Source organism: Kitasatospora sp. NPDC101801 (assembly GCF_044766665.1).
In the GTDB taxonomy this organism is placed as follows: Bacteria; Actinomycetota; Actinomycetes; order Streptomycetales; family Streptomycetaceae; genus Kitasatospora.
Genome location: NZ_JBIWML010000001.1, coordinates 310391 through 322952, shown reverse-complemented (window position 1 = coordinate 322952; position 12562 = coordinate 310391). Strand labels below are relative to the sequence as shown.

The following is a 12562-nucleotide window of genomic DNA, read 5'->3' as shown; positions in this document are numbered from 1 at the left end:
CCGGATCAGCCCCGGAGGCGGACCGGTGTCCACCCGGTCCGCCTCCGCGCGCTCACTGCTCGGCGCCGTCCCTGCGGTCCACCCTGAGCTGTTCCAGCTCCTCGGTCATCCGCGCCAGGAACCTGACCACCACGTCCAGTTCGGCCGCGCTGAACTCGCGCCGCACCAGCTCGGTCCGCTCGGCCACCGGTCCGAACCAGCGCCCGGCCATCCGGGTCGCGCCCGGGTTGTGCTGCACCCGGACCTGGCGGCGGTCGTTCGCGTCCCTGGTCCGGGTGACGTGCCCGGCCCGCTCCAACCTGTCCAGCACGGCGGTGACCGCGCCGGAGGTGAGCGCCAGCTGCTCCCGCAGCTTCCCGGGCGTGACACCTCCGCCGTCGGCGGCCCGCAGGACCGCGAGCAGGGCCTGGACGTCGGTGCTGTGCAGGCCCTGGGCGGACGCGAAGTCGTGGCCGAGCAGGTTCATCTCGGAGGCGAGCCCTTGCAGCAGCAGGGCGAAGGCCCGACCGTCCGGTGAGGGGTGCTGCTCTGCCAAGGCGACCTTCCAGGAACGGGGGCCCTCAGCCTAGCCGCCCTTCGCCCTCGGCTTTTCTCTCACTCATCAAGTCTCTCAATGATTGAGATACTATCCTCCGGTCGACCTGCCCGTCCGGCCGAAGGAGCCCCCGTGCCCGCCCGACGACTACTTGTCCCCCTGGTCCTGTTGGCCCTCTGGCTCGGCCTCGGCGGCGCCTTCGGCTCGTACGCCGGCCGGTTGTCCGAGGTCTCCACCAACGACGGTGCCGCCTTCCTGCCGCGCAGCGCCGAGTCGACCGAAGTGGCCCGGCTCGCCGCCGAGTTCCAGTCGGGGGCCACGCTCCCGGTGGTGATCGTCTGGCAGGGCGCCGACGGTCCGATCGACGAGACCGCCCGCCAGGGTGCCGGTCGGGCCCTGGCGGCTGCGGCCACCGTCGCCGGGGCCACCGGCCCGGCCTCGCCGCTGCTCACCTCCGCCGACGGCGCGGCCGTGCAGGGCGTGGTCCAACTCCGGGCGGACCTGGGCAAGGGGACCGCCGACAGCGTCCGGGCCATCCGTGACCTGGCCTCCGCCGTGCCCGGCACGGTCGCGGGTGTGGCCGGCCCCGCCGCCGTCCAGGCCGACCTGGCCGGCGCGTTCGCGGGCATCGACGGACTGCTGCTCGGCGTCGCCCTCGGGGTGGTGCTGCTGATCCTGCTCGCGGTGTACCGGAGCCTGCTGCTGCCGCTGCTGGTGATCCTCGGTGCGGTGTTCGCGCTGGGGGTGGCCTGCGCCGTGGTGTACCTGCTGGCCGACCACGGCGTGGTGCGGGTCGACGGACAGGTGCAGGGACTGCTGTCGATCCTGGTGATCGGCGCCGCCACCGACTACGCGCTGCTGCTCTCGGCCCGGTTCCGCGAGGAGCTCGGCGTCCAGGAGGACCGGTTCGCTGCGATGCGGACGGCCTGGCGCCGGTCGGTCGAGCCGATCGGCGCCTCGGGTGCCACCGTAGCGCTCGGCCTGCTGGTGCTGCTGCTCTCCGACCTGACGAACAACCAGGCGCTCGGCCCGGTCGGCGCGATCGGCATCGTCTGCGCGGTGCTGTCCGCCCTCACCTTCCTGCCCGCCGCCCTGGTGCTGCTGGGCCGGGCCGCGTACTGGCCCGCCCGCCCGCCCGCCGAGGGCGCCGCGGCGCACGGTGTCTGGCAGCGGGTGGCCGCGCTGGTCGGCCGTCGTCCCCGGGCCACCTGGGCGGCCGCGTTGGTGGCCCTGCTGGCCTGCGCGGCGTTCGCCCCGCTGCTCGACTCGCGCGGAGTGCCGCAGAGCGAGCTGTTCGTCAAGGAGCAGCCCTCGGTCGCGGCGCAGCGGCTGCTCTCCGCCCACTTCCCCGGTGGCTCCGGCAACCCGGCCGTGGTGCTCGCCGAGGCGGGCCGGGCCGACCAGGTGGCCTCCGCCGCTTCCGCCGTCCCCGGAGTGGCCGGGGTCCGTCCCTACACCGGTGGTGCGCCGGGCGGCCCGGCCAGGCAGGTCGGCGGCCTGGTCCGGCTGGACGCCACGCTGGCCGACCCGGCCGACAGCGACGCCGCGGTCGCCACCGTCCAGCGCCTGCGCGCGGCGGTGCACGCGGTTCCCGGCGCGGACGCCCGGGTCGGCGGCTACACCGCGCAGCAGTACGACACCCGGGTGACCGCCCGGCACGACCGGTCGGTGATCGTACCGGCCGTCCTGCTCTGCATCCTGGCCGTCCTGGTCCTGCTGCTGCGCTCGGTGCTCGCCCCGCTGCTGCTGGCCGCCACCGTCGCCCTCTCCTACCTGGCCACGCTCGGGGTCGCCGCGCTGGTGTTCCCGCACGTCTTCGGCTTCAGTGCGACGGACCCCTCGGTACCGCTCTACGGCTACGTCTTCCTGGTCGCCCTGGGGGTCGACTACAACATCTTCCTGATGACCCGGGTGCGGGAGGAGTCACTGCGCCACGGTACCCGCGAGGGGGTCCTGCGTGGCCTGACCGCGACCGGGGGAGTGATCACCTCGGCGGGCGTGGTGCTCGCGGCCACCTTCGCCGCGCTCGGGGTGATCCCGCTGGCGTTCCTGGCCCAGATCGCCTTCATCGTGTCCTTCGGTGTGCTGCTCGACACCCTGGTGGTCCGCTCACTGCTGGTGCCCGCGCTGGTGCACGACCTCGGCGACCGGGTGTGGTGGCCGACACGTCCGGGCCGTCGGTAAAGGGGGGAATGGGGTCACAAGAGGACCTAGGGCACCAGAACTGCGGACCGTCGGCGGACGTGACCTTCTTCACCGTGCCGTCGCCGCACCTGCTGACGTGGCGTCAACCCTGCTTCCTGGAAGCAGGGTTGATGTCAAGTGTGGTGTGCGTCATGCCGATGGGGCTGTTTGCCCGCCCTCGTTCCGTCCCGCAGTCTCGAAAGTGCGCCCCGGAGTGCGGCGCCCACTTTCCCCCTCACCCGGAGGTACTGCGGCATGCGTGCGTTCACCATCCCGAAGGTCCGAATACGGTACGACCGGCTGCCCAACCAGGTGCTCGGCATCGGCGTGGCCGGCGCGATCGCGGTCACCGCGATCCTCCCGGTCAGCCAGGCGATGGCCGATCCCGCCGCCGCGCAGCCGGTCACCCCGGTGGCCGCCCCGGCCGCCGAGCCGGTGGCCCAGGCCGCCGCCGCTCCGGCTGCGGAGCCCGCCGCCGCCCCGGCCGCCGAGCCGGCTCCGGCCGCGACCGCCGCCCCCGTCTACGCCGACAACCTGGACGGCTGGATCCAGAAGGCCCGCGACGTGCTCGGGGCCGCCGGGAAGCCCGTCCCGTCCGCCAAGGCGATGCGCGCGACCGCGATGTCCGAGTCCACCGGCAACCCGAACGCGGTGAACGGCTGGGACTCCAACGCCAAGGCCGGCACCCCCTCGATCGGGCTGACCCAGATGATCCAGCCGACCTTCAGGACGTACGCGCTGTCCGGTCACACCGACATCCGCAACCCCGTCGACAACCTGGTCGCCAGCTCGCGCTACTGCGACGCGGTGTACGGCGGCATGGACAAGATGGCCTCGGCGCGCGGTTACGGCTCGCACTGGAAGGGCTACTAGGCCCTCCGACTGTAGGTTCCTACAGCGTCACGACTACGCCACCCGGGCGAGCTTGTGCGGATCATCAAGGATTCCGTGTGAACTGGCTTTCGACCGGGGTATCGGTGAACATTGACGGTTGGGTGCGGGGCGCCCGAGTGCGCCCGGCGGTCAGACCGCAACCGCACCCGAGGTCTACCTTCTCCCAGCCAGAGAGCCCTTTTCATGCGCTTCCTGAACGACATGTCGCCCGCTTACGACTTGACGTACGACGACGTCTTCATGGTCCCCAGCCGCTCCGCGGTGGGCTCCCGGCAGGGTGTCGACCTCTCCTCGAACGACGGCAGCGGGACCACCATCCCGCTCGTGGTGGCCAACATGACCGCCATCGCCGGCCGTCGGATGGCCGAGACCGTGGCCCGGCGCGGCGGCCTGGTGGCCATCCCGCAGGACATCCCCACCGAGGTCATCTCCGACGTCATCGGCTGGGTCAAGCAGCGCCACCTGGTGCACGACACCGCCGTCACGCTGGCCCCCGGCGACACCGTCGCGGACGCCCTGTCGCTGCTCCCCAAGCGCGCGCACAACGCGGTCGTGGTGGTCGAGGACGGCAAGCCGGTCGGCGTGGTCACCGAGTCCGACTGCCAGGGCGTGGACCGGTTCACCAGCCTCTCCGAGGTGATGTCCCGTGACCTGGTGCTGCTGGAGGAGGGCATCGACCCGCGTGCGGCGTTCGAGAAGCTGAACGAGGCGCACCGCAAGCTCGCCCCGGTGATCGACGCGGACGGCAGGCTGGTCGGTCTGCTGACCCGCAAGAACGCGCTGCGCGCCACCCTCTACACCCCGGCCACCGACGCGGCCGGCAAGCTCCGGATCGCCGCCACCGTCGGCATCAACGGCGACGTGGCCGGCAAGGCCAAGGCGCTGATCGAGGCCGGTGCGGACGTGCTCGTGGTGGACACCGCGCACGGCCACCAGGAGTCGATGATCAGCGCGCTGCGCGCGGTGCGCGGGCTCGACCCGCAGATCCCGATCGTGGCGGGCAACGTGGTCTCCGCCGTCGGTGTCCGCGACCTGGTCGAGGCCGGTGCGGACATCCTCAAGGTCGGTGTCGGCCCCGGCGCGATGTGCACCACCCGGATGATGACCGGGGTCGGCCGCCCGCAGTTCTCCGCCGTGCTGGAGTGCGCCGCCGAGGCGCGCCGGCTCGGCAAGCACGTCTGGGCCGACGGTGGCGTCCGCCACCCGCGCGACGTGGCGATGGCGCTGGCCGCCGGTGCCTCCAACGTGATGATCGGCTCCTGGTTCGCCGGCACCTACGAGTCGCCCGGCGACCTGCACACCGACGCGAACGGCCGCCAGTACAAGGAGAGCTTCGGGATGGCCTCGGCCCGCGCGGTGCGGAACCGGACCTCCGAGGAGTCGGCCTACGACCGCGCCCGCAAGGCGCTGTTCGAGGAGGGCATCTCCACCTCGCGGATGTTCATCGACCCGGCCCGCCCGGGCGTCGAGGACCTGATCGACTCGGTCATCGCGGGTGTCCGCAGCTCCTGCACCTACGCGGGTGCGCGCAGCCTGGAGGAGTTCCACGAGAAGGCGATCGTCGGCGTGCAGAGCGCCGCCGGGTACGCCGAGGGCAAGCCGCTGCACTCCAGCTGGGCCTGATCCCCGCTCGCTTTCCGGCCGTGGGCGGGGGGCCCCCCGCGCGGGGGGGGGGGGGCCGCCCCGGCGGGGGGGGGGGGGCCCCCCCCGGGGGCCGCCCCCCCCCCCCCGGGGCGGCGCGGGCCCCCCCCCCCCCGCGCGGGGGGCCCCCCGCCCACGGCCGTTCAGCGGGGTGAGCAGCGCCCGGCTGACCATGCCGACCGAGCTGTCCAGCGCGGCTCCGAACGCCGGGCCGACCAAGGGCAGTTCGCGCAGTTCCCAGAGGGCCAGCGCGCTGGCCCAGGCGGCGTCCCTGGCCCGGTCGACGCTCCAGACGCCGATCACGTGCAGCAGCGGGTCGGCCAGGTCCAACTGCTCAGGACCCGGCAGCAGTTCGTCCCTGACCCGGTCCTCGACCTGGGCCAGCAGCGCGTTGATCCGCAGGTAGTCCGTCTCGACCTGGGCCGGCTCCCGGCCGAGCTCCCGGCACAGGTCGACCACCGAGAGCGGCAGGTCGTGCTCGATGTGCGCGTTCATCCCGGCCAGGGCGAACTGCAGCGGGTGGATGCCCGGGTGGCCGCGCAGCTCGAACAGCGGCCGCCAGCAGGCGGTCGGGCGGCGGCCTGCGGCGACCGCGTCCACCGCCGCCAGCCAGCGTCCGGCGAACACCGCGTCCAGCCTGGCCATCGCCGCCGGAGCGTCGAAGTAGGTGGCCGCCAGCCGCTGTCGGACCAGCTCGGTGACGGTGAGGTACATCCCGTTGAAGACTCCCACGCCGTCGCCGGGCGGGAAGCCGTCCGTCAACCGCCGCATCCGCTCGATCACCTGATCGACGGTCAGTTGCTGATCGGTCGCCATCCGGCCCGTCCTCTCGGCGTTGTCCCGTGCCCGGCAGCGGGGACCTTCACCTTCGCAGCCGCCGCCTTCCGGTGGAAGCCGCCGCGCCACCGTTCCCGGCGGGAGCCGGGGCGGTGGCGCGGGCGGTCGGGGGTCCTGCGGCAAACCGGGTCAAGCGGTGGAACTCGGTCAGGCGGTGGCCGAGGCGGTGGTGACGGCGGCCGGGCGGCGGGCCAGCAGGGCGTCCAGGGCGAAGGCGCCCGGGCCGGTGGCGGCGATCAGCAGGAAGGACCAGCAGAACATCGCGGCCGCGTCGCCGCCGTTCTGGATCGGCCACAGCGCGTGCTCCTGGTGCACGCTGAAGTACGCGTACGCCATCGAGCCGGAGCAGATCAGCGCGGCGATCCGGGTGCCCAGGCCGAGCAGCACCAGCACGCCGCCGACCAGCTGGATCACGGCCGCGTACCAGCCGGGCCAGGCGAAGGCCGCCGGGGCGCCGCCCTTGGCGCCGCCCAGGACGTCGAACAGGGTGGCGGCGCCGTGGCAGGAGAAGAGCAGACCGATCGCGATCCGGGACAGGCCCACGACGTAGGGCCGGGCAGAGTCGACAGTGCTGTGGGGGATGACGGACATCGACGGACTCCATGGGGGACGGGGCCGTGGCGGCGGGAGCCGCGACGGGCGAAGGCAAGGCAAGGCTGGCCTTGTACAGGTCAAGTCGCAGCGGTTTCCATGGAGCCTTCACGAGTCCGTGACCGTTTGCTTATGGTTCCTTCGCGCACCGTAACGCGCGCGTCAACGCCCGTTCACATCAGCACAGTTGACGTGACGTCGGCTAGCGGAGGCGTGGCCTCGACGCGGCCCGGGGAACGTGACGGGACCCGGGAGCGTATCCAGCCCCCGGGCCCCTGAGATGCCACCCAATTGCGCACACCGGCACGTTGAAGGGTGCGGATCATTCTGAGATCGACGTGTTCTCCCGTTGAACTACCGTGCCACGGTCAGAGGCACAGGCGGGACTTGAACCCGCATCCGTCGATGATCGTCCGCGCCCGGTCGATCCGGTGATCGGCGGCGAATACTGAGACTGGAGCGAGAATCTGAGATTCATGGGACGTGCCTCTGCCGGCTTGGGCTACCCCGGCCTGTGGTGCCGGGGGAGGGATTCGAACCCCCACTGTCGTCCCGTGGTCAGCTTCAACATCAGTTTCAGCTTGCGCTCTTCAGCGCACCCCCGCTCGAACGGGGGTGATCGTGGGGCTACCCGAACAGGTAGCCGAACACCGCGTCGCCGACCCGACGGTCGCCGACCTCGGCGTTGTTGGCCTCCTCGCGGGCGAACTTGACGGCCTGCTGGAGCTTCTCCAGCCGCTCCGTCAGCTCGTTGACCCGCCGGGCCGGCAGCGCACCGGAGAACTTCACCGTCGTCCAGTACCCGACCGGGATGTCCTCGTAGTACACCTCGACCTGCGCCGGGTGCTTCTCGGTGGCCTCGGCCTTGACGTGGTTGCGCGGCACCTTCTTGGTGCGGATGGTGCGCACCGCGTCGGTCTTCCAGGAGTCCGTCGACGGGTCGAGGTTCCACGACTCGGCGGCGTCCAGCACCGGCAGCTTGCGGACGAAGGTGTACAGGTCGGTGAGCTGCTTCTCCAGGAAGAGCAGGTACGGCACCGGGACCTCGGCCAGCAGGACGGCACCGTCCACCACCACGTCCGCCGCGGCGGTCCGGTTCGCCCAGTCCTTGGTGGCGGTCACGTCGAACAGCCGGGTCAGTGTGGCGGCGGTGCTGCGCAGGATGTCCTCGGCCTTCACCTGCACCCGGGTCGACTCGGGCGGCAGCTGCTCGCCCTCCTCGTCCTTCGGCTGGTACGTCCGGGCGATACCGGCCAGCAGCGCGGGCTTCTGGAGGTCCTGGTGAGCCTGGGTCAGCTCCTGGAAGGACTTGGACTTGACGCCTTTTTCGACGGCGATGATCTGGTTCAGCTTCGGCACGTCACGGAAGCTACCAGCATTCGTGCCGATGTACCGTCCATTATTCGATCAGGCCGGTGCGGGCGATCACCGCCCGCACCGGCCCGCGGCACCGTGGAGCCGGAGTGTCCATCGTGTCGACATCCGGTTCCCGTGGGGGAGTTGGGGGCTCCCGCTGCGGTCGGTCCGGGGTGACCGCCGCGGCGCTCGTCACTGGCCGACGCGGCCGTCGACGCACTCGCGGAGCAGGTCGGCGTGCCCGCAGTGGCGGGCGTACTCCTCGATCCGGTGGACCAGGAGCTCGCGTACGGCGATGTTCTCCCGCCCCACCCGCTTGCCGAGGTCCTGGTACCGGGCCAGGGTGGCGTCGATGGCGGCCTGCTCGCGCTCCAGGTCGGCGTACGCGGCGTCGACCACGGCCTGGTCGGCGACGGCTCCGTCGAAGTCGGCGTCGCGCTTGCCGTACAGCTTCGGCAGCGGGTCGCCTTCGGTGATCCAGTTGTGCCAGTCCCGCTCCACCTCGGCGAGGTGGCGGATGAGGCCGAGCAGCGACATCGTCGAGGGCGGCACCGAACGGCGGGCCAGCTGCGCCGGGCTCAGGCCCTCGCACTTCATCCGCAGGGTGAGGCGGTAGTTCGTCAGGTAGTCCTGCAGCGTCGCCAACTCGCCCTCCGGACCGGGACCGTCGCTCTCGCGGGGGTCGTCGTCCGGATTCGCCCACATGTCGGGGTAGACGGTTGCCTGGGTCCATCGCTCGGGTTGATCGCTCATGCGCACCATAGTGTCCGCGTCGACCGGGGCCCGCTACCGAGTTCCCACGCCGAGGCGGTGGGTCGCCCGGGTCGGCGGGTCAGTAGGTTGGGAACTCCGAGGTCTCGATGTCGTACGGGCCGAGCTGGACGGTCTCGCCGAAGCGGAACTCGCGGCGGGTGCTGTAGCGGCGGCCCTCGGGGGTGGTGTGCGGCGCCGAGAGGACGAGGCCGGTGCCGGTGCGGGGGTCGACGATCAGGTAGTGCGGGATACCCATGGTGGGGTAGTCGCGCATCTTGCCCTCGTAGTCGTTCTCCGGGTTGGACTTGGAGACGACCTCCACCACCCCCGTGACGTCACGGGGGTGGACGGCTTCGCCGGACTCCAGGGCGTTCTCGGGGAGGACCATCACGTCGGGGCGCCGCTTGATGCCCGACTCGGGATCCTCGACGTCGGCGCCGCCGTGGGCGATCAATCCGGTAGCAGCGTGGTCCAGTTGGCGGTCGAGCTGGTTGGCCAGGCGGCGGGCGAGGAGCTGGTGCGGGTTGGTGCGGCCCGTCAGGATCAGGATCTCGCTGCCGCTGATCCCGGTGGCCCAGATGTCGTCCGGGGCCCGGGTGGCGATCGCGTCGGCGATCGTGCGCAGTCTGGTGCAGCTCATCCGGCGCTCGCGGTGTGTCGGTGTTCCGGTCCGACGCCAGCCTAGTGAGACGGGTCCGGCGGCCGCCCGCGCCGCCGCCGGACGCGTGCTCAGGAGCTGATGACCTCCAGGAAGGGCTGCCGGGCCGGGGCCTCCCGGCTGTCGAGGTTGACGGCGAGGCCGGCGGTGCCGAGTGGTTCCCAGACGGTGAGGGTGGTGACGGGCCCGGTGAGGGCGGGGGTGACGTCGAGGGCGACCCAGTCGGGGGTGGTGGAGAGCGGGCCGGTGCCGAGGGGGGTGCCCGGGGTCGGGGCGTTGTTCCAGGTGAGGGTGGGTTCGGCCCAGGGGGTGGCGGGGGTGGTGAAGGCCTGGACGGTGGTCCGGGTGCCGCCGGAGTCGGCGACGGCGCCGTGCAGCCAGAGGACGGCGCGGCGGACGGTGCCCGGGACGGCGGAGGTGTCGAAGGTCAGCAGGGCACGCCGACTGAAGCCGCTGGCAGTGGAGTTGGTGTTCTTGACGGTCAGGACGGTGGCGGTGCCGTACGGGGTGTCCCCGTACGAGCCGTCCCGGACGTAGGCGTCCCGGACCGGCGCGAGGACGGTCGCGGTGGCGGCCGGGGCGCTGCCGGTCCGCCGGAGGGTGACGGTGCGGCTCGCGCCCTGGGTGCCGCCGGTCTCCACCAGCAGGGTGACCGCGCCGTCCAGGGAGAGGACGTTGACGCCGGGGGAGGGGTCGGCCGAGGTCCAGCCGACCCGGGCGAGGGTGACGGTCACGGTGGCGGTCAGCCGGGACGGGTCGGCGACGGTGACGGTGAGCACCCCGCCGGCCTCCCGGACCAGGACCGAGCAGGGCGCCGAGGCGGTGATCGGCCCGGCCGTCCCGGCGGCGAAGAAGTTGGCGGCGGTCAGACCGGATACGGAGTCCGAAACGGCCTGCACCGAAGCCGAGTTGGCGAGCACGATGGTGGTGGGCGCGGCGGCCCGGGCGGCGGCCGCAGCCGCGTCGGCCCCCGGCATCAGCAGGTACTCGTACCCGGCGCCGGACGGGTCGGTGCCGTGGTCGAACCAGAGGGTCAGGTACCGCCGGGTCAGCTGCTCGGTGGTCCCGCCGGTGTTGATGTCGTGCCAACTGCCGGTCCGCGCCTCCCGCTTGACGTGCAGGGTGCTGTCCGCCGGGAGGACGTACCCGCCGAAGCCGGCGATCGCGGCCGACCGGGCGCCGGTGAACTGCTGCGACCAGCCGAGGGTGGCGGGCTGGACGGTGCCGTCCACGGTCAGGGCGTGCGTCCCGGTGGGGCCGAGGTTGCGGTTCTCCACCACGGTCTCCACCGGGACGCCGTCGGCGCAGCTGATCCCGGCGCCCAGGCAGAGCACCGAATCGTCGAGCAGGAACCACGACTTCCGGCCGCTCAGGGTGGCGGACAGCCCCCGCACGTCCTGGCCGACGGCCGCGTAGGTGCCGTCGGTGGCGCCGCCGGCCCAGACGTTGTCCGGGCGGGCCGCGCCCCAGGCGCCGCCCGCCGCGTCGGCCAGCGGCTTGGTCGAGACGGTGGTGCCCGGCAGGCGGTACGGGTCGACGGTGGGCCAGAAGGCGTCGGAGTACTGGCCGTTGCCGTAGTCGGCGCCCCACCAGGAGAGCAGGCCGCTGTTGGTGTGCCAGCCCCGCAGGTGCTCGCCGTTGCCGGTCTCGTAGAAGGTGGTGCGGGCCGAGCAGAGGCTCAGCGAGGCGGCCCAGCCGGCCCGGCGGACCACCGCGCGGTCCATCGCGAACACCCGGGCACCGGCCGGTTCGGCGGTGGCGGTCACCAAGGCGTCGGCCAGCAGGGCCTGGGCCCGGGCGAGTTCGGGGACGTCCAGATAGGCGTTGGAGAGGTAGGGGCGGTAGCGGTCGCGGGTGATCCAGCCCTTCACGGCGGCCCGCCAGCCGGCCGACTGGGCGGCCGGGGCGGCACCGGAGTCGGCCAGCCGGAGCAGGTGGCCGAGGATGGTGTGACCCCGGGTGTGGTCGTCCTGCTGGAGCTGGAGCAGGTCGCCCGCCTGGCGGCCCCGGCTGACGGAGCGTCCGCCGACCGAGTCCATCACCAGGCCGTTGTAGAGGAACGGCGACCAGGCGTTGCCGACGGCGTCGAAGACGTTCTGCCGCTGCGGGTCGGAGACCTGCCAGGCCGAACCGGCCAGCAGGGCGAACAGCTTGCTCAGGCCGCCGATCAGCACCTCGCCGTACGAGCCGGTGTACGGCACCCAGGTGTGCTGGACGAACGAGCCGTCGGCGTACAGGCCGTCGCCGCTGAGCACGTACGGGAAGACCGGGGAGAGCGCGGTGGAGGCGGCGGCGAGCTTGGCGGAGCTGCGGCCGAGCACGCCGGACAGGGCGATCACCCGGCACAGGTCGACCCGGTTGGCGCCGGTGCTGGTGCCGGAGTAGGAGGTCAGCCGGGAGCCGGGGACGGCGTGGTCGACGGCGGTCAGGTAGCCGGTGAGCCGATCGGTGGTCAGGCGGTCGCGGACCAGGACGCAGACGTCCAGCAGGGCCTGGGGCGTACCGATCTGCCAGTCCCACCAGTTCCCGTAGGCGGTGGCGGTCGGGGTGTAGGCGTTCGCGTGCAGGTGGTCCAGGCCGGTGACGATCGCGGTGCCCAGGGCCGGGTCGGCGGTCAGCCCGGTGCCGGGTTGGGCCCAGGCCAGGGCCATGGTGCGCAGCCGTACGTAACTGCCGGTGATGTTGGCGGAGTTGGTGCCGAGCGGCAGGTCGGGCCAGAGTGATCCGGCGGTGGGGGTCATCGTGCCGTACTGCGCCCGGGCCCGGTCGCCGAGGGCGCGCAGGGTGGTCGCGTACGGGTCGATGGCGGGGTCGAAGCCGGTACCGGTGAGCAGGTCGCGCCAGCGCAGCCGGAGCGTGTCGTACGCGTCGGCGGCGGCCCCGGCCGGGCCGGCGGTGAGCAGGGCGGAGCCCAGCGCCACCGAGCCGATGGCGAGTTGGAGGATGCGGCGGCGGGAGAGCAGTGGGCTGGACGGCACGGCGTTCATGGGGCCTCCTGGCCGGACCGGGGTCCGGGCACGGCGAACTGGCCGCTGGGCGCCGTGGGGGTGGGCGCGGCGGAGCCCGGTCGGAGCCGCTCCGCTCCGGGCGGCACGACGGTAAGCGCTTTCCAG

The 12562-nt window shown here is 72.7% G+C and carries 9 protein-coding genes and 1 pseudogene; 3 read left to right on the top strand and 7 right to left on the bottom strand.

Annotated features, from left to right (window positions below):
• Positions 1-52: 52 nt before the first annotated feature.
• Positions 53-535 carry a MarR family winged helix-turn-helix transcriptional regulator gene (locus ACIRPK_RS01400; protein ID WP_403031280.1) on the bottom strand — a complete coding sequence of 161 codons (483 nt, stop codon included), beginning with the start codon at positions 533-535 and terminating at the stop codon, positions 53-55.
• A gap of 78 nt (positions 536-613) precedes the next feature.
• Between ACIRPK_RS01400 and ACIRPK_RS01395 the strand changes: the two genes are divergently transcribed.
• The 3 genes from ACIRPK_RS01395 (at position 614) to ACIRPK_RS01385 (ending at position 5236) form a co-directional block, all read left to right on the top strand.
• Entirely contained in the window at positions 614-2719 is a 2106-nt protein-coding gene (locus ACIRPK_RS01395; protein WP_403031278.1) for an MMPL family transporter, read from the top strand.
• Positions 2720-2974: 255 nt separating this feature from the next.
• Positions 2975-3592 carry a transglycosylase SLT domain-containing protein gene (locus ACIRPK_RS01390; protein ID WP_403031276.1) on the top strand — a complete coding sequence of 206 codons (618 nt, stop codon included), beginning with the start codon at positions 2975-2977 and terminating at the stop codon, positions 3590-3592.
• 204 nt (positions 3593-3796) lie between these two features.
• The gene (locus tag ACIRPK_RS01385) at positions 3797-5236 is read left to right on the top strand and encodes a GuaB1 family IMP dehydrogenase-related protein (protein ID WP_403031274.1); all 1440 of its coding nucleotides are present in this window, start codon (positions 3797-3799) and stop codon (positions 5234-5236) included.
• Positions 5237-5413: 177 nt separating this feature from the next.
• Here ACIRPK_RS01385 and ACIRPK_RS01380 read toward each other — a convergent pair.
• From ACIRPK_RS01380 to ACIRPK_RS01355, 6 genes and pseudogenes are all read right to left on the bottom strand, one after another.
• Positions 5414-6070: pseudogene (locus ACIRPK_RS01380) on the bottom strand (DUF5995 family protein); the annotation flags it as partial.
• Between the two features lie 168 nt (positions 6071-6238).
• Positions 6239-6682 (bottom strand): DoxX family protein, encoded by a 444-nt coding sequence (locus ACIRPK_RS01375; protein WP_403031271.1) that lies wholly within the window; start codon positions 6680-6682, stop codon positions 6239-6241.
• 627 nt (positions 6683-7309) lie between these two features.
• Positions 7310-8041 carry a hypothetical protein gene (locus ACIRPK_RS01370; protein WP_403031268.1) on the bottom strand — a complete coding sequence of 244 codons (732 nt, stop codon included), beginning with the start codon at positions 8039-8041 and terminating at the stop codon, positions 7310-7312.
• 189 nt (positions 8042-8230) lie between these two features.
• A complete protein-coding gene (locus ACIRPK_RS01365) occupies positions 8231-8800 on the bottom strand; it encodes a DinB family protein (RefSeq protein ID WP_403031265.1) in 570 nt (189 codons plus the stop codon).
• 70 nt (positions 8801-8870) lie between these two features.
• Positions 8871-9431 carry a Uma2 family endonuclease gene (locus tag ACIRPK_RS01360; protein ID WP_403031262.1) on the bottom strand — a complete coding sequence of 187 codons (561 nt, stop codon included), beginning with the start codon at positions 9429-9431 and terminating at the stop codon, positions 8871-8873.
• 89 nt (positions 9432-9520) lie between these two features.
• Positions 9521-12436 (bottom strand): polysaccharide lyase family 8 super-sandwich domain-containing protein, encoded by a 2916-nt coding sequence (locus ACIRPK_RS01355; RefSeq protein WP_403031259.1) that lies wholly within the window; start codon positions 12434-12436, stop codon positions 9521-9523.
• Positions 12437-12562: the final 126 nt, after the last annotated feature.

Excerpts from the sequence above, each read along its gene's own strand:
- ACIRPK_RS01395 (WP_403031278.1), top strand. The coding sequence starts at position 614 with ATGATTGAGATACTATCCTCCGGTCGACCTGCCCGTCCGGCCGAAGGA.
- ACIRPK_RS01390 (WP_403031276.1), top strand. The coding sequence starts at position 2,975 with ATGCGTGCGTTCACCATCCCGAAGGTCCGAATACGGTACGACCGGCTG.
- ACIRPK_RS01385 (WP_403031274.1), top strand. The coding sequence starts at position 3,797 with ATGCGCTTCCTGAACGACATGTCGCCCGCTTACGACTTGACGTACGAC.
- ACIRPK_RS01375 (WP_403031271.1), bottom strand. The coding sequence starts at position 6,682 with ATGTCCGTCATCCCCCACAGCACTGTCGACTCTGCCCGGCCCTACGTC.
- ACIRPK_RS01365 (WP_403031265.1), bottom strand. The coding sequence starts at position 8,800 with ATGGTGCGCATGAGCGATCAACCCGAGCGATGGACCCAGGCAACCGTC.
- ACIRPK_RS01360 (WP_403031262.1), bottom strand. The coding sequence starts at position 9,431 with ATGAGCTGCACCAGACTGCGCACGATCGCCGACGCGATCGCCACCCGG.
- ACIRPK_RS01355 (WP_403031259.1), bottom strand. The coding sequence starts at position 12,436 with ATGAACGCCGTGCCGTCCAGCCCACTGCTCTCCCGCCGCCGCATCCTC.